An 18,260-nucleotide genomic window follows, 5' to 3' on the forward strand; every position below is an offset into this window, starting at 1 on the left:
ATAATTGATAATTAAAATACGTTGAATTATTCTTATTATTTTATATTTAATTTTTATTTTGTAATAAATATTTTATGATTAATGTAAAGCTATATTTTAGCTTATATATTTATTTTATTGCTATCCTAAATATAATAAAAGTATGTATAATAAATTAATATATTTTAATTGCAATCATACTTTTTGACTCATGAGTAATATTTTAATTTGGTTTCGTAATGACTTAAGATTACATGACCAAGAATGTATATATAGATCAGTGTCAGCCGAGCCTAAACACATAATTCCTTTTTACTGTTTTGACGATCGCACTTATACCAAAACATCATTTAGCTTTCCAAAAACAGGACAATTTAGAGCAAAATTCATCATAGAAAGCGTAACAGATTTACAAAAATCTCTAAAAAAAATAGGTAGTAACTTAATAGTAAAAAAAGGAAAAACTGAAGATAAAATATTAAAAATTGTTGAACAATATCAAATCTCAGAAGTTTATTTTTCCGAAGAAGCCACCGCCGAAGAAATCGCCATTGAGAAAAAATTGACCACAATTTTAGAAAAAAATCAAGTAAAAGTAAAAACCTTCTGGCAAAGCACCCTCTATTTTCCCGATGACTTACCCTTTAGCATAAAAGAATTACCGGATTTATTCACCCACTTTAGAAAACAAGTAGAAAAAAAAGCCGAAGTATATACCACCTTCAAAACCCCCTCATCCTTACCCCCTCTACCAGCAAATATTGATGTAGGTAAAATTCCCACTCTTTCCGACTTAGGCTTGAAAGAATTTGAAAAAGATAACAGAGGGGTATTAACCTTTGTGGGCGGAGAAACTGAAGCCCTCCATAGACTGAAATATTATCTTTGGGAAACAGACAATATTAGTAGTTACAAAAAAACCCGTAACGGTATGTTAGGGGGTGACTACTCCTCCAAATTTTCCCCATGGTTAGCCCAAGGTTGCCTTTCCCCCCGTCTAATTTATACCGAAATCGAAAAATATGAACAAGAAAGAGTCAAAAACGACTCCACCTATTGGCTAATTTTTGAACTATTGTGGCGAGACTTTTTCCGCTTTACCTGCCTAAAATACGGTAATAGTATCTTTCACAAATCAGGATTGCAAAATATTGATATACCTTGGCAAGAAAACCAAGACTTATTCGAGTTATGGTGTGAAGGTAAAACAGGTTATCCCCTCGTAGATGCCAACATGAGAGAATTAAAAACCACAGGGTTTATGTCCAATCGAGGTAGGCAAAATGTTGCCAGTTTCCTGACAAAAAACCTCGGTATCAATTGGCAAATGGGCGCTGAATGGTTTGAATCTCTGCTGATTGATTACGATGTGTGTAGTAACTGGGGTAACTGGAATTACACTGCCGGGGTAGGTAACGATGCCCGTGGATTTCGTTATTTCAACATTCCGAAACAATCCAAAGACTATGACTATCAAGGAGACTATCTACGCCATTGGTTACCAGAAATTGAGACTATCAAAGGAGAAAAAATTCACGAACCGTGGAAATTATCAAAGGAAGAACAAAAACAATTTAAGGTACAATTAGGAGTAAATTATCCTCGTCCCATGGTGGATTTTTTTAAATCTGTCAAACACAACGAAAAAGTTTATTTGGCTAATACTCCATGACCACAGTCCTAATTGTAGAAGATGATCCCATTAATTTAAAAGTTTTCTCCAAAATTCTCACCAAAAGAGGAGGATTAAATGTTATTGGCACAGAAAATGTTGATGAGGTTTTGAAGGTAGCAAATTCTGGGGTAACAAAAGTTGTTTTAATGGACGTATCTTTATCCAACAGTTACTATGATGGTGAGCCAGTGGATGGTATTAAGATAACTCAATTACTAAAAGCCAATCCCCTCACCCAAGATATTCCTGTTGTTTTAATTACCGCCCATGCTATGGAAGGAGATAGAGAAAATTTTTTAAATCTCAGTGGCGCGGATGGTTACATTACAAAACCTATTATTAATCAAGATGAATTTGTTAGAGAGGTAAAAACTTTTATTACTGGGGAGTGGAAACTTCAAGAAAAAGATTATTAATTGAGAGTTATTTAAGGTATTGAAAGGGTAGTTTTTTGGTGGACAGTTGTATTTATGTCCTATGAATTTACCTTTTCTTTTTTTTGATTAATATTTATCTGATGAGTATTTCTCAAAAATAGAGTTTTTTGTTTTCATAGTATATTTTATGACTGTAGTTTAGACTAAATGGAAAGTGGAGCAAGGAAGGACAAGACATAAAAGAAAAATAGAGAGAAAATATAAATAAGCACAAATAAAATCTTCTCTCTATGAACAAATATAGCAGACTGGAAAATTTCCGTCATGACACCTATGAAATGTTAGTCAAAGGTAAAGATGCCACTTTTCAATTGATGGATAGTGTTATGACCACGGAAAATGCTCGTAGTTTGGCAGATTTTTCTTTATCACCTTTTTTCCATCGGCAATGGTGTAGTACCTATGAAGCCATAAAAGATTGTCGTCCGAACAGCAACAAATTGATGAAACGATATATTCAAGAAATAGACACCTTAGAATATACATTACTAGGTATAGATCATACTCAGTGGAAGTTTGAAGATAGTCCCACCATGAAAGATAGAGGTTATCAATATTCTTCGTCATCCATCAATTCATCGGTCATAGGACAAGGATATAGCACCATCGCTTGGTTACCACCATTGAATGAGAAAGGAAGTTGGGCATTACCTTTAAGACATGAAAGAATCACATCCTTTGAAAATCCTCTGGGTAAAGCAACATGGCAACTAAGGCAAGTGTGTAGAAAATTGCCAGAAAATAAACCGAAATTGGTGGTGTTGGATTGTGAGTATGGCAATGGCAAATTTATTAAGCAAACCGCAGATATTGAAATCAGTAAGTTGATTAGAGTACGTTCTAATCTATGTCTTTATGGTAATCCTCCAGCCTATAGCGGTAGAGGCAGACCGAAAAAACATGGGGCAAAGTTGAAATTAAATCAATGTGACCATTTTCCCCATGCCCATGAAATATTAGAAATGGAAGACTCATCCCTAGGAACAATACGGATGAGTAAATGGAAAGAACTTCATTTCTACAATGCCCCTTCACAAAAGCTAACCCTGTTTAAAATTGAACGATTGAAGCAGAAAAAAACTGGTGCTTTACATCGCCCACTGTGGTTAATCTGGGTGGGAGAGCAATTTTTATCTTCTTCCAATATTTGGATTCAATACAGCCGACGATTTGGTGTGGACCACTGGTATCGTTTCGCCAAGCAAAGATTACATTGGACGTTACCCCATTTTCGCACCCCTGAGAGTTGTCAAAGGTGGAGCAATTTAATTGTCAATATTACTTGGCAGTTATGGTTATCCAAGGATTTAGTCAAAGAATATCATCTGCCATGGCAAAAACCTCAACAGAATTTAACCCCCGGAAGAGTGGCTCTGTCTATGACTTCATTATTGATGGACATTGGAAGTCCTACCCTTTCTCCTAAAAGTCGGGGAAAATCCCATGGCTGGCCTAAAGGTCGAAAAAGAAACAAAGCTAAAGTTTATCCTACGGTTAAAAAGCGTTTATCTAAGACTAAAAAAAGACCAAAAAAATAACTTTTAAGCCATTATTAAATTCATTTATAGCGTTTTTGAGCTAATCTTTGTTAGCTCACTTATTCTCTTACAATTTTTTCTTAGTCTAAACTACAGTTATGACTTTATTTTAGTTTTTGCTCAATATCTATCCATTAAGTATGTTGGCGAAATTAATTATAGCTCTTATTTTATTAAAACTCTTATGAACAAGGGGTTTAAACCCCTTGCCTAAATCGATTTAATTATGCCTACTTACTTAGACTAAATTGTAATGTTCTAAGAATAATATATTGTACTATTATTCTTAGATTATATTGAATAATTTAAAACTGTTTCAAGTTACTATTATAAATACTTTAATCTATAGCTGAATATTTTGCTGCGACGAAGAAAAAGAAACTATCTCTTTGCTTTTGCTTATTCTTTATCAACTATTTATCGGTACTTTTTATGTTTACCTTAAATTTCCTATTCTTTTTGCTTACATAAGTAAGTAGGCATAATTAAATCGATTTAGGCAAGGGGTTTAAACGTTTTGTTTATAAGAGTCTTAATAAAATAAGAGCTATGATTAATTTCGCCAACCTACTTACACTAGCCTTAAATAAATAATAAAAAGATAAATCTCAATAATTTGAAAGAAAAGTTTTTCAACTACTTTTTTATTAGTAAATATATTTTTAAAATATGTCTAAATATTTTTTATATGAAATATAATAAAGACATTTTTTCTTTTATAAAGTGTTTTAATATGTATGTTTTACATATATTATTTTTTTCTATTTTGTTCATATTTACTTGCCATAAAATTAGAAAGACTTTCTCTTCATAAAAATTGCGATTATTAAGTGACAAGATATTTATTTTTGCGAAGAACTAATAGAAGAAGATTTTTGTATATTTCGATACACTATTGTTTTAATACGGTTTTATATCAATTTTAGATTATTTATCCTCGTTTAGAGTGGTGACCACTAAAAACATATAGATTATTATTTATATATGATTAATAAAATATGTGGTTAATAAAATTAAACTTATCTTTATAAAATCTTTATTAGATCTTCATAAAAAAGGTCGATAATGTTTATTATATTAATATGTGAATAAAAAATAAATTATTCTCAATATTTAACTACATTTTATATAACTTAAGAATGTCATCAATGCCAACCTCAGATTTGAGTGGTATGTTAAGCTGTTTTCGTGCTTTGTCAGACCCCATAAGACTTAATGTGATAAATTTATTACAGGAAAAAGAGATGTGTGTGGGAGATATTTGTCTTGCTTTGAAAATTGCCCAGCCAAAATTATCTTTTCATCTTCGAGTGTTGAGGGAGTCTGGATTATTACAAACGAGACAGGAAGGCCGCTGGATATATTACCGTCTTAATCCGCTTCAATTTCAGGTTTTAATGAAGTCTTTAGCTGATTTTGCCATGGACTGATAAAATCAAAATGAAAAAAAGGGAGTTGAACAATGGTTGCGATAGTGAAGAATGAGATTGCTTTCCTAGGTTTAGGCGTTATGGGGGCACCTATGACTGTAAATTTTGCCCATCATAACCTATCTATCAAAGCATGGAATCGTACTATCGATCGCCCCGGGCTAGAAAGTGTTAGGGAATCGGGGGCAACCATAGTCAACTCAATTCAGGAGGCCGTAGAATCTGCCTCAATTATTTTTACCTGCTTAGGAGATATTCCTGACGTGGAGGAAGTTATCTTCGGGGATAATGGTATTGTCAATCATGCTTCTCCCCACAGTATAATCGTTGATTTTAGCACCATCGGTTCTCAGGGGGCAAGGGCGATCGCCCTTAAACTACAATCCCATAACATTCGTTTTATGGATGCACCCGTATCAGGGGGAGACATAGGCGCAAAAAATGGCACCCTTACCATCATGGTGGGAGGAGACAAACAAGACTTTGAAGAGATTAAACCCTACCTCGAAATAGTCGGCAAAAATATCACCTACTGCGGAGAAGTCGGCAGTGGACAGGCCGTAAAATTGTGTAATCAAGTATTAGCATCCCTCCATATGGTTGCCCTCTGTGAAGCCCTACAACTAGCCAAAACACAAAATATTGACCCTACCCTTATTGTAGATGTTTGTAGCACAGGCGCTGCGGGTTCATGGGCATTAAGCAATCTTGCCCCCAAAATCATTAACCAAGACTATCAACCTGGTTTTATGATAAAACATATCCTCAAGGACTTACGGCTAGTCAAAGAAGTGATGGAAGACATAGACAATTATCCAGGCATAAACCTAGCCCAACAACTATTTAACCAAGTCGCCCACCTAGACGATGATAATGGTTATTTAGAAGGCACTCAAGCCATGATAAAAGCCTATAACAACTATGATTAAGGTAACAAAACCTGACAAAAACTTTTAAAAAGGATTAATCTCCTCTACTTCTGTTAAATTATTAGGCAACCTTTTCAACTCACTCATAGAATTATTTGATGAACTATCTTCCATCAATGACTGATAATAAGGGCATTTTTTCTCACAGTTTTTTATATGCCCAAAATCTAAACTAAAATCAAAGTAGCTATCCATAGATTCGTCTATTTTATCAAGGATATTATTAATATCTTGACGATTTTTTTCGTGCATAGCCTCATTATATTGAATCGTCATACTCTGGAGTTTGTGCGGTAACTTCACAAACCAATAAGTCATACTCAATTGAGATGGACTATAATTCATCTTCTCCGCTAAAACATATAAATATAATCTTGTCTGCCAATTATTGATTAACTTATCTTTCTTTTCACGTTGCAAAAATGTCTTCCAATCGTAAATAACAGCTCGATCTGGATATAAAATTAAAAGGTCATAAATAACCGTAAAAATATAACTTTTAAACTTTAGTTGTAACTTATATTCAGCCTCCCGTGCCAAAACCTCCGAAGAAGTCCAAATATTTTGAGTCTCATTAACAAGGGCTTGCAAAGACTTTTGAAAAGAAATATCCTCATAAACAAAATCATCCAAGGATAACCCTAGATGATACTGTTGCATTAAAAGGTGAAATTTTTTCCCCCACTCACTTCTTTCCTCCTGGGCAAGGTTAGGAATAGTGCTGATTTGTTCTACATATCTTTTTTGAAAAATAGGGGGACAAGTTTCAAAAAGATTAAGATGAGTTTGCGATAAGGATTGATACATTTTCACTGTGATATAGAAAAATGGACAATTAACTTTTTCATTATCAATTATCCATTGTCAATTATCAATTAACCCACTACGCTTTTTCTAAAATTAACTTAGAACGCTTTATCTCATCAGGAATAGTAATGGGATAATTACCATTAAAACAAGCAGTACAGAAATGTAAGGGATTTTCCTTAGTAACCTTTAACATCCCTTCCTCTGATAAATAAGCAAGGGAATCTACCTCAATTTGTCTTTCAATCTCCTTAACAGACATATTAGCGGCGATAAGATGATCTTGACTGTCGGTATCAATGCCATAAAAACAAGGGTGGGTAACAGGAGGAGAAGAAATTTTCATATGTACCTCTTTCGCCCCTGCATCTCTCAATGCTCGAACAATTTTACGGCTAGTGGTACCCCTAACGATAGAATCATCGATGATGAGAATTTTTTTGTCTTCCAAGACATCTTTGAGGGGATTTAGTTTCATTTTTATTCCATGTTCCCTCATGTGTTGGGTAGGTTGAATAAAAGTTCTACCTACGTAGCGATTTTTGATCAATCCTTCTTGATAAGTAATGCCACTTTGACGAGAATAACCGATGGCCGCGGGAATCCCTGAATCGGGTACACCCATTACCAAATCTACCTCCACGGCAGATTCCTTCGCCAGTTGTTCCCCTAATCGGAGACGATAGGCGTAAAGACTTTCATTGCCCATGATGCTATCAGGACGGGCAAAATAAATCATCTCAAAAACGCACAATTTCTGTTCAGGGGTTGCCCAATGATGGGAGGATAAACCCTCTTCGGTAATCCAAACTAGCTCTCCCGGTTCGACATCTCTAACATATTCTGCACCAATGATGTCGAGCGCACAGGTTTCGGAAGCTAAAACGTAACGAGTAAGATTATCCTCTTTTAATGCCCCAATCACGAGGGGGCGAATACCATTGGAATCTCTGGCACCAATTATCCCTTGGGGAGTACCAATAACGAGGCTATAGGCTCCTTTGCACCAAGCAAAAGCACTGATGGCGGCCTCAACCCAGTCTTTTCCTCTATCAACTTCATTACCCACCATAATAGCAATCATTTCGGAGTCGGTGGTGGTGATAAATTGACAATCTCTCTTGATTAATTCGGTGCGTAAATCTACGGCATTAACTAGGTTACCGTTGTGGGCAAGGGCTAGTTTTCCTAAACGGGTGTCAACAACCGCAGGTTGAGCGTTGGCTTGTAAACTTGATCCTGTGGTGGAGTAACGGGTATGTCCTACGGCTATTTGGCCGGTAAGGTTGGAGAGAATTGACTCGTTAAATACTTGGGAGACTAAGCCCATGTCTTTGTAACAGTAACAGTTTTCCCCTTCAAAGGTGGCTATTCCAGCAGATTCCTGTCCTCGGTGTTGTAGGGCATAGAGTCCAAAATAGGTTAGTTTGGCAACATTTTCTTCGGGGGCATAAATACCAAATACGCCACAGGCTTCTTCGGGTTTATCTGGGCGGTAGTCTAGTTGATGGTTAGAGTTCATGTTTAACTTTTCTCTTCCTACTTACTCGGCTGGGGTGATAGTTATTCTCCATCTAATCTTATCATTCTTTACTCTGTTTCCCACTATTTTCTTTAACCTATTCTTAATCGAAATTCTGAACGGTGTGGGGGCAGTGGGCAAGGAATCAGGAATCAGGAGTCACGAGTCAGGAATTAGGCAAGGGGCCCCGTGCCCCTTGTTAAAGGAAGTCATTTTTTCTAATGCTTTTGAGCTATTACAAATCTTTGGATTTGGGCTAAATCGGCATGGCTTTTGATGGAGTGATATTGGTTGGTTGATTCTAATATTTTACACACTTCGGGGGCTTGTCCTGCCATGATTTCTATGATCAGAAGTCCGTTTTTTTGTAAATATTCTGGTGCTTGATTGATAATAATTTTGATGTTTTGTAGGCCGTCTTTTCCTCCATCGAGGGCACTTTTTGGTTCATGGTTGGCTACTTCTGGTTGTAGGGTGGGAACTATATCAGAGGGGATGTAGGGGGGGTTGGAAAGTATGCCAGAAAAGCTCTTCTTGAGCCTAGAGAGAGGCTGAAACCAACTTCCGTTGTAAAATGTTATTTTTTCGGTTAAGCCTAAGTTTTGGGCATTTTCTTGGGCTACGCTTAGGGCGTTAGGGCTTTTGTCGATGGCGTGGATATGGGCTTGGGGAAATGTTTTGGCTAGGCTAAGGGCGATCGCACCGCTTCCCGTACCCAAATCCGCCCAGTGTCCAGTTTTGAGCATAGGAAAATCTTGGGTAACTTGTAGGGCTATATCAATTATTAACTCCGTTTCGGGACGAGGAATGAGAACATCAGGGGTTACTTTTAACTCTAAATCTCGCCAATAACATTTACCAATTAAATATTGAATAGGATGTTTTTTTTCTGTTCTTAGTTTCCATATTTCTGTTAGTTCTAATAAAGTTTTTTTGCTTAAAATCTTCTCTTTATGTTGATAATTTTGTAACCTAATAGAAAGACTATCTAAAGCAGTAAATTCCTCTAAAATATAATGCAACTCTCCTATAGATATATCTTTATCAAGGGCGATCGCCCTTGCTTCTTTGTACCATGAAAATAAATCACATCCAGAAATTTCTTGTTCAAACATGAAAAGTATTTTTTTAGTTAAAAATAAAGTATCAAAAATCAAAAGTAATTTAATAAGTAAATTTTAGAAAAAATAAATAAGAAAAAATTAACCTGTTTTCCCCTCCTCAATTTATCGTTTTATATCCTCTCCTCTCTCCAATGCCGTTAATAAATTCAACATTCTCCCATTCATTGCCCAACACCTCCGTCCATGGCAAAAACAAATAACCTATTGTAAGATACAATGATTGCCAGACATTTTAACCCTTAACCTTTTTCTAAATTATTTCATGGTTGTAGCTCTCAAAAAGCATTGGATAGTATTACAAAAAACATCTTTTTGGTCCACCGCCCAACGATACCTAGAGTTATTAGCCGTGTTAATACCTCAAAACCTTCATACCCGTTACAGAGGTTCTTTTTTAGGGGTATATTGGTCATTGTTAAATCCTTTAACCATGACGGGGTTATATACAGCTATTTTCGGGGCTACTTTTGCCTCCTATTATGGAGATTCTATTGTTAACTATACCTTGGCGGCCTTTACAGGATTATTAATTACTAACTTTTTTAGTGGCTCTACTAGCCAAGCCCTAGGAAGTATTGTAGCCAATGGAAGTTTACTTAACAAAATTCGTTTACCCTTACCAGTATTCCCTTTGACGATGATTGGGGTTAATGTATTTCAATTTTTGGTAGGCTCTTTTCCTCTCCTTGCTATCGTAACCTTGGTTAACTCCCAGAATATTTTTTATGTACCTTTGTTGTTATTACCGTTTTTTGCCCTTGTGTTAGTGTGTACGGGGGTAGGTTTGTTGATGTCTGCCCTTTATGTATTTTTTCGGGATTTAGGCTACTTTTACGAAATTGCTACTTTTATTGTCTGGATTACTAGCCCTGTGTTTTATCCTGCGGAAATTGTACCAGAAAATATACAGCCTTTTTTACATCTCAATCCTTTAGTACCGATTATTGAAAATTTGAGAGAAATTAGCCTACAGTCAACCATACCTAGCATAGAATCTTTTGTGAGAAGTTTTCTGGGTGGTATAATTATTCTTGCTTTTGGTTGGTTCTTTTTTCAACGGTGTAAATCGGCTTTTATTGATTTACTTTAAATTTTATGTTTTTATTTTTGATCATAAATGGAAATTATTAGATTGGATAATGTGGGGTTGTGGAGAAGAACCCAAGAGGAGTTTAATTATGATTTAAAAAAGACGGTTTTTTCTTTTCTACAGGGTAAATACACTAAACCAAGCAAAAAAAAAGTTTTAGATAATATTGATTTAACCATTCAATCAGGACAAAAAATCGGTATTATTGGCTCTAATGGTGCAGGAAAATCAACTTTACTGAAGGTTATCTGCGGAATTTTACCACCCACAGAAGGCACGGTTAGGGTTAGGGGTAATATTGCTCCTTTGATTGAGTTGGGGGCTGGTTTTAACCCTGATATGACGGTACAGGATAATATCATTCTTTATGGGGTGTTGTTGGGTTATTCTCGTCAAGAGATGAAGGTGAGAATTCGGGCAATTCTTGAGTTTGCGGAATTGATGGATTATGCTCATATTCCTGTGAAGGGTTTGTCTTCGGGGATGATGGCGAGGTTGGGTTTTGCGATCGCAACGGATGTACAACCTGATATATTAATTTTGGATGAGGTATTATCAGTGGGGGATGCCAAGTTTTCCCAAAAATCCCATCAAAGAATTGAATCGTTATGGGAACAAAGTAGCACCATTTTATTTGTATCCCACAGTTTGGAATCTGTAAAGGATCTGTGCGATCGCACTATATGGTTAAAAAACGGTAATATTGCCTTTGATGGAGACACGAAAACCGCCATTGATATGTACCTTGACTCGGTGGGTATTGCCCATTAATGTTACCTAACACCTAACTTGTAATACTTAATGTATTAAAATCATAAAAGATATTATTGCCCTACCTCGAAAATTTGTTCAGCGGTTAAATTAAGTTCAGGAAACAACGGAGATTTGATAACATCTTGAGTTTTAAATGACTCCATAGTGTATTCATATTCCACCAAGTGACAAATAGAAATAGTTGGTTGCTTTGGATTGCCAATGTAACGTCTTCCCCCCAAACCCAAATAATCAATAATCCAATATTCCTCAATTCCTAATTTTTCATACTCCCCTAACTTCGTTAAATAATCATCTTGCCAATTGGTGCTAACAACTTCTATGGCTAATTTAACAGTTTTTCCCTGAGTAATGGTCGAGCGCTTTTTCCACATGGGTTGATCATTTTTGACAGAATCATTGTCTAATACCATCACGTCGGGAATATAAGCAGATTTATCGGTGTCTATGGCTTTAATTAATCCTTGTCGGGGAATAAACAAGGGCAAATTCAAACGCTTAATCTCAACACCAATTTCCATAGCTAGAAAACCAGCTACTTGCTCATGGGTGCCTGTGGGTTGCATTTTGACAATAACTCCATTACGTAACTCAAATCGACCATAAAAGCCATCAGGATACCAGTCAAGAAACTCCTCTAAACTTATTAACTTCTCTTCTGGTTTCAAATTATCATCGACTTTTTCTTGGAGAAACATATTAACCACTCCTTTCAACCTTTTTTTTATTGTATCTTCAATAATTTCTGTTTAATCTCAAAAATAAGATGCGATCGCACTATATGGCTAAAAAAATGGGGCATTTAACAAGTCGTATCTATTTAAAGCATCCTTCGGAATCTGTCAAGGGCATTACAAGCCGATAAATAACGTACTAAATATCTGCCACGATTAGTGCCATAAGTATCACCGTAGCTAAACACATCACCTTTGGCCGAAGCAATGCCGATATACACTAAACCCACGGGCTTTGTATCTGTGCCGCCCCCAGGTCCGGCAATGCCTGTAATACCAATACCCCAATCGGTGCCAAGGCGTTTGATAACTCCCGTTGCCATTTGTTCAGCAACGATCGCACTTACTGCCCCCTCCTTCTCTAAATCGTCCTCAGATACCCCTAGGAGCTTTATTTTTACCTCATTACTATAGGCAATGACCCCCCCCATAAAATATGCCGAACTCCCCTCAATATCCGTGAGCATTGCCCCTAAACTGCCCCCTGTGCAAGACTCGGCAACGGCAATGGTTTCTCCTTTTTGTTTTAAGATATTACCCACCACAGATGCGAGGGTATCACTATCACTACCAAAATAATCTTGCCCTGCAATGGCTTTTATTTCTTCGGCAATGGGTTTAATTATTTTTTTTGCTTCCTCGGCAGTTTTTGCCTTAGCCGATACCCTCAATTTTACTTCCCCATGGGAAGCGTAGGGGGCAACGGTAGGGTTAGTTAAATCAAATAGGTGGTTAACTTTTTGAGCAAGGGAAGATTCCCCAATACCCCGAAAACGCATCATCTTACTATAAATAATTTCCTGTCCCCATCCTTTATTTTTGAGAAAAGGCACGGCGGTATCCTGCCACATTTGCTTCATTTCTGAGGGAACACCTGGAAAGGTTAAAATAATTTTGCCTTCTTTTTCCCATATCATCCCCGGTGCTGTGCCTGTTTTGTTGGGTAATACTAATGCCCCTTGGGGAATAAGGGCTTGTTTATGATTGTTAGGTGTCATTTCCTTGCCCCGACTAGCAAATTTGATTTTTATATCGTCAATAATTTCTGTATCTTCGATCATTTTAGTCTTAAAATAAGATGCGATCGCCTCTGTGGTCAAATCATCAGGAGTAGGTCCTAAACCACCAGTAAAAATTAAAATTGAGGATCTTTCTAGGGCGGTTTTAATCACATTATGAATTCTACTTAAATTATCTCCTACCACGGTTTGATAATAGTGAGGAATCCCTAGATTTGCTAATTCTTGGGCTAAATATTGGGCATTACTATTAAGAATATCACCCAATAAAATTTCTGTTCCGATACAAATAATTTCTGCACTCATGAGTTTAATAATTGATAATGGATAATTATGGTAAATTAATTGTTCCTTTCAGTATTTTGCAATACTTTAAATAATAAAAATTCGGTTTTTTCTGTAGAATACTTGAAGTTGTTATCGCTAACTAAAATTAAACTTTGGCTACCATCAGGGAGTCTAGGCCCGAAAGTTAACCCCTCTAAGTTATCAAAATTTATCTTTAAATCTTTTAAATTTAAAACTAATTGTTTCTTAATTAAATTAATATTATCAATATTTCCTGCCAAACTTTTTTCTGCATAAATATCCGTGGCATTTCCCATAACTATTTGGGATATTTTTGCTCCAAAACCCCTTAAGCCAAAAGTTCTTTCTAAAGATAATAAATAACCTTCTTCTGGCAGGGCATATAATTCATTTAAACCGTTATAAATTACCCCAAAATCTGGTTGATCAACAGGGTATAAATTTTCAGATATTAACACAGGTTGCCCAAAAGGATTTACCACATAGTGCATCAAGCGACTACGTAATACAGTTTCGGGAATATCTTCATCAAAATCTTGAGTTAGGGCTAATTCAGTCCCTGTAAATAGTCGAAAAGGATCTTGAGCCATGGTACCATTGGCTTTGATGGTCAAGGATTCAAAACCCAAGTTATCTTGGATGCCTTTATTTTCCTCCTCATCATAGATATATCTTTTGGGGATGGGTACTTCCGAAAGCAAGTTGCCCTGTAAGTCGTATTCATTGATAAAAGGGGCAACCCCTAGATGGCTAATGCCTTCGCTGGAAATAAAAACGCTGTTTCGGGGGCTAAGGGCGATCGCCTCAGGGTCTATGGTATCATTAGCATATAATTCCCCTTGACTATTTTTTAATAATGTCACATCTTCTATACTGATATTATTAATTTTGTCATTTTTCAAGTCCATCTTAAGGGTATAAAAACGAGCGGGAGAGAGACGAGAACGATCATCAGAAATAACATAAAAAATATTGTTTTGTTGATCATAAGTAATACCTGATAAACCGCCAACCTTAGTATTTTTAAAATCTTGGGTTGTTAATTCATAACTATCTAAATATTCTAAAGATAGATCTAAAAATACCCTTTCTTGGGCAAAAACTACTTTACTATCAATAAATAAAAAACTACATATTAGAATAAATAAAAAACTACATATTAGAATAAATAAAGTAATAACTTTTGAGATTTTATTAAACATACTTTAAACCATATTGGTTGATTAATTTTCAAAAACAAATCACATACTTAAATTATTTTTATCCTCCTATTATCAATTATCCATTCTCAATTAATTACCTTATATTAACGATCATCAGAGAAATTTTTTCATTGCTACGGGCGATCGCCTGTGGTACAGTACCTAAAGCAGACCTACCAATGAGATGATTATCGATAGGATTAACTAAAACCAATAAATCCCCAGTTTTCAACTCCTCCAACACCCTTTTCGTAAAATTACCGCGCATCTGTTGCACAGGTAACTCCGCTAAATCTTTATTCACCATAGGGCTAGGCTTCCCCGACAGCACATGAATAATAAAAAACTCACTTTGCAATTGAGAAGATAAAGCCTCAGTAATATCTAACACTTCAGGAAAACCAGCCATATTATGCTGATTATCGGCAATAGCCAAAATAACCCTCTGAGTATTTTTTATAGGCTTAGTAAAACGAGTAATCAACACCGTCACAGGAGAATAATTAACTAGATTATCAATAATATTGCCGAACAAATTTTCTCGATAAGTAGAAAAACCCTTCCAACCACAAATAACCAAATTTGCATTACGCTCTTGTGCCACATGAATGATACCCTCATCAATAGAACTATCAATACGGGCTATGGTTTCCACAGGAGTAGCCGTAGCATGGGCAATCATCTCCGCTGTTGCCAACAAATTTCCTTGATTTTCTTTGGTATTAGCCGAAATAGGTTCTCCCTGATCCACTAAAATATTCAAGGGTAATAAAGTCCCTTTAGTAGCATTAACTAATAACAAAGCCAAATTAAGTAAATTATCCTCCGTATTGGGATTCGCCACAGGTACTAAAACTCGATAAGACTTTGTTTTTTCTTCCTTTTCCAACGAAGTCGTAGAAGCATTATCACCATCCAAAGCCTTTTGTTGAACTTGTTTCAACTGTCCTCCATAACGTTCCGTTACCCAAGGAGAAACTATACTGGTAACTAAAATCATTGCAATGGTGCCATTTACCGTAAACTCATCCACCAAATCTATGTCATAGGCGACAGTGATGGCCGCCAGAGTAGAAGCGGCTTGGGCTACCGATAAGCCAAACATCACCATAATACTGGGTAAAGCAAATTTAAAATACTTCCCAATTACCCATGCAGGGATAAACTTACCCACAATAGCTGCCACTACCATTACGACAGAAACTAAAATTGACCTAGGCTCTTCTATCAAAGTAGCAGGATTAACCAACATTCCCACAGAGATTAGGAATAGCGGCACAAACAAAGTATTACCTATAAACTGAATTCTATTCATTAGGGGGCTAAGGGGAGGAATAAGAGGGCGAATACCAATCCCTGCCAAGAATGCCCCGATAATAGGCTCAATTTCGATTAATCTTGCCACATAGGAAACCACAAACAGGGCAGCAATAACAAAGGTAAATTCAGCCCCTTCATCTCTACCAAATTTTTTAAAAAACCATCGGCCCACAATGGGTAAACCAAAAAGAGTGGCGAAGGTATAAACTGTTAGGGTGGGAATAAGAAATAACCAAAACCCTAAGGTTAATTCCCCTTGATCTGCTTTTACCACTACTGCTAAAACTAAAAGAGCAATGATATTAACAATTAGTGTACCCCCCAAGATAATCGTTACCACGGGGGTGCGCATGATGCCCTGTTTGATAGCAATGGGCAAGGCTAGGAGGGTATGGGAAGCAAAACAAGAAGCGACTAAAACAGAGGCAAGAAGGCTATAGTCGAGTAATAAAAAGGCCAATGTACCTATTACCATGGGTACCAAAAAAGTTCCTAGCCCAAAAATAGCGGCTTTTTTCCCGTTTAGTTTTAAGTCATCAAGGCTGGTTTCTAACCCCGCCATAAACATCAGGAATAATAAACCTACGGTGCTAAACAGTACAATAGTATTATCTCTTTCTAAAATACCTAATCCATGTTCACCGATAAATACTCCCGCTATGATTAAGCCTACAATGCCGGGGAGTTTTATTTTTTCAAAGACGAGGGGGGCGATTAATAATACCGCCATCATAACTAAAAAAATAGCTACGGGGTCTGTAATGGGGCCTGGCAAAAAGGCAAAGAGTGGGTTTTGAATCATATAAATTTTGTTTAGTAATTAGAAATAGATGAGAAATAATGGGGCTTTGATAAAAAAAATGAAGGCGTTAGGGTGAGATGGTAGGGTAATAAAATTTTATTATTAATTACTTATTTTCTCCTACCTTTTATCTCTTTTTTCTATTCAGTAGAGCCTCATTAATCTAAGTAATTAGGCATAATTAAATCGATTTAGACAAGGGATTAAATCCCTTCTTTGTAAGAGTCTCAGCAAAACAGGAGATGTAATTAGTTTCACTAAAATACTTAGGTGTTGAAAAATATTAATAAAAGGCTAATTCGTTATATTAGTTGTTATTATTTTGCCTTTTTTCTATAAAAGTTTCTGTATTTGTTGTATCTATCAAATTATCAGGACTTATGAAGTTATTGCTAATAGGATAGGCAATTTTTATGTCTTCTTGTTGATAGTTTTTATAAAGGTTTTTAATAAATTCATGGGTGATAATTAGTTTATCAAAGTATTCATTGATTTTTAAATAAACGACAAACTTGATGGCGAAGGGGTCAAATTTTTCATACCTCATAAAGGGTTCATATTCTTTTTTACCTCCTTTCACATTTTCCATGACATATTTTGCTGTTTCTAGGGTGATTTTTTCTACTTTTTCCAAGTCACTATCATAACTAATACCAATCTCTATGGGTAATAGCATGGATGAATCTTCGAGGGTATAGTTTTTAAAACTACCGTTTACGACTTGACTATTGGGTATTACAGTAATATTTTGATAAATGTCTTTGACCACGGTATAACGCAATTCAACATCTACTACATAGCCTTCTTCCCCTTGTCTTATTCTGATGTAGTCTCCTACTCTAATTTTTCGGGCAAGGATGATATTTACCCCAGAGATAAGGTTGCTAAGGGTATTTTGAAAGGCTAAACCGATGGATAAACTACCTACCCCAAAGGCGGTGATAAGGGCAGTAATTTCAACCCCGATGGATTGAATAATGATCAAAAACCCTGTACTATAAATGATTACTTTGGTTAGGTATTCAAATAGGGAGCTAAGGGATACGGTACTTTCGTTTTTGAGGCTATAGGCTTGTATTATGCTGACGGCTAAACGGGAGGCGAGGATAGTGGCAGCACCGAGGACTACGACGATTAAAACGGTTTCTACTAGGGTATTAATAGACCTTGGCAGATCGATCATTGGTAATATAAGAGCGATCGCCCCTGCCACTGACCATATAAATATGATACCATTGAAGGACTTTAGGACAAAACTATACTGCCCTAAATTGGGTCTAGTTTCTATGTTTTGTACAATACTTTTGAGTCTGTTTTCTATTATTAAACCGATAGCAATAATTACTATAAAAATTGATATTGGGGTTAAAAATCTGAGTAGTAAAGCTATATTTAATGATTCCACGATATTGTTTTAGAATAAAGAATTGATGACTATATTTTTTTATAAATTAGCAAAAAATAATAATTTACTAACTATATTTTGGCTGTTATAAAAATCCTATTTTATTAATGAAATATTAAGAGTAGTAATTACGCATTTATTAGGTAATAAAAAGTTTGAAAAAC

15 protein-coding genes are annotated in these 18,260 nt (G+C 35.9%); 7 read left to right on the forward strand and 8 right to left on the reverse strand.

The window, feature by feature from the left end; genetic code table 11:
* The first annotated feature begins 190 nt into the window (after positions 1-190).
* From A5482_RS11700 to A5482_RS11720, 5 genes are all read left to right on the forward strand, one after another.
* On the forward strand, positions 191-1,651 hold the full coding sequence (locus A5482_RS11700) for a DASH family cryptochrome (RefSeq protein WP_069789822.1): 1,461 nt from the start codon (positions 191-193) through the stop codon (positions 1,649-1,651).
* Complete coding sequence (locus tag A5482_RS11705; RefSeq protein ID WP_069789821.1) at positions 1,648-2,070, forward strand: response regulator; 423 nt, start codon at positions 1,648-1,650, stop codon at positions 2,068-2,070. Before A5482_RS11700 ends, A5482_RS11705 begins: the two co-directional genes overlap by 4 nt.
* A 251-nt stretch (positions 2,071-2,321) precedes the next feature.
* Positions 2,322-3,629, forward strand: a complete 1,308-nt coding sequence (locus A5482_RS11710; protein WP_446684748.1) for an NF041680 family putative transposase — start codon at positions 2,322-2,324, stop codon at positions 3,627-3,629.
* Positions 3,630-4,777: 1,148 nt separating this feature from the next.
* On the forward strand, positions 4,778-5,059 hold the full coding sequence (locus A5482_RS11715) for an ArsR/SmtB family transcription factor (protein WP_083260443.1): 282 nt from the start codon (positions 4,778-4,780) through the stop codon (positions 5,057-5,059).
* A 32-nt stretch (positions 5,060-5,091) separates the two neighbouring features.
* Positions 5,092-5,988: an NAD(P)-dependent oxidoreductase gene (locus tag A5482_RS11720; RefSeq protein ID WP_069791075.1), complete on the forward strand. Its 897-nt coding sequence runs from the start codon at positions 5,092-5,094 to the stop codon at positions 5,986-5,988.
* Between the two features lie 24 nt (positions 5,989-6,012).
* Here the strand turns inward: A5482_RS11720 and A5482_RS11725 are convergent, their stop codons facing one another.
* The 3 genes from A5482_RS11725 to prmC all read right to left on the reverse strand — a co-directional run bounded on the left by A5482_RS11725 (position 6,013) and on the right by prmC (position 9,432).
* Positions 6,013-6,795, reverse strand: a complete 783-nt coding sequence (locus A5482_RS11725) for a PD-(D/E)XK nuclease family protein (protein ID WP_069791074.1) — start codon at positions 6,793-6,795, stop codon at positions 6,013-6,015.
* A 76-nt stretch (positions 6,796-6,871) separates the two neighbouring features.
* Positions 6,872-8,317, reverse strand: a complete 1,446-nt coding sequence (gene purF / locus A5482_RS11730; RefSeq protein ID WP_069791073.1) for an amidophosphoribosyltransferase — start codon at positions 8,315-8,317, stop codon at positions 6,872-6,874.
* Between the two features lie 218 nt (positions 8,318-8,535).
* A complete protein-coding gene (prmC, locus tag A5482_RS11735) occupies positions 8,536-9,432 on the reverse strand; it encodes a peptide chain release factor N(5)-glutamine methyltransferase (RefSeq protein ID WP_069791078.1) in 897 nt (298 codons plus the stop codon).
* A 271-nt stretch (positions 9,433-9,703) separates the two neighbouring features.
* Between prmC and A5482_RS11740 the strand changes: the two genes are divergently transcribed.
* Together A5482_RS11740 and A5482_RS11745 are read left to right on the forward strand one after the other, a co-directional pair.
* Positions 9,704-10,531 carry an ABC transporter permease gene (locus tag A5482_RS11740; protein ID WP_069791077.1) on the forward strand — a complete coding sequence of 276 codons (828 nt, stop codon included), beginning with the start codon at positions 9,704-9,706 and terminating at the stop codon, positions 10,529-10,531.
* Positions 10,532-10,558: 27 nt separating this feature from the next.
* The gene (locus A5482_RS11745) at positions 10,559-11,302 is read left to right on the forward strand and encodes an ABC transporter ATP-binding protein (protein ID WP_069791072.1); all 744 of its coding nucleotides are present in this window, start codon (positions 10,559-10,561) and stop codon (positions 11,300-11,302) included.
* 53 nt (positions 11,303-11,355) lie between these two features.
* Here A5482_RS11745 and A5482_RS11750 read toward each other — a convergent pair whose 3' ends face one another.
* The 5 genes from A5482_RS11750 to A5482_RS11770 form a co-directional block, all read right to left on the reverse strand.
* On the reverse strand, positions 11,356-12,003 hold the full coding sequence (locus A5482_RS11750) for a Uma2 family endonuclease (protein ID WP_069791071.1): 648 nt from the start codon (positions 12,001-12,003) through the stop codon (positions 11,356-11,358).
* Positions 12,004-12,125: 122 nt separating this feature from the next.
* Positions 12,126-13,364: a competence/damage-inducible protein A gene (locus tag A5482_RS11755; protein WP_069791070.1), complete on the reverse strand. Its 1,239-nt coding sequence runs from the start codon at positions 13,362-13,364 to the stop codon at positions 12,126-12,128.
* A gap of 35 nt (positions 13,365-13,399) precedes the next feature.
* A complete protein-coding gene (locus A5482_RS11760) occupies positions 13,400-14,569 on the reverse strand; it encodes an esterase-like activity of phytase family protein (protein ID WP_069791069.1) in 1,170 nt (389 codons plus the stop codon).
* Between the two features lie 94 nt (positions 14,570-14,663).
* On the reverse strand, positions 14,664-16,691 hold the full coding sequence (locus A5482_RS11765; RefSeq protein WP_069791068.1) for a cation:proton antiporter: 2,028 nt from the start codon (positions 16,689-16,691) through the stop codon (positions 14,664-14,666).
* A gap of 307 nt (positions 16,692-16,998) precedes the next feature.
* Positions 16,999-18,096 (reverse strand): mechanosensitive ion channel family protein, encoded by a 1,098-nt coding sequence (locus A5482_RS11770; protein WP_069791067.1) that lies wholly within the window; start codon positions 18,094-18,096, stop codon positions 16,999-17,001.
* Between the last annotated feature and the right edge of the window lie 164 nt (positions 18,097-18,260).

This window comes from Cyanobacterium sp. IPPAS B-1200 (genome assembly GCF_001747005.2).
In the GTDB taxonomy this organism is placed as follows: domain Bacteria; phylum Cyanobacteriota; class Cyanobacteriia; order Cyanobacteriales; family Cyanobacteriaceae; genus Cyanobacterium.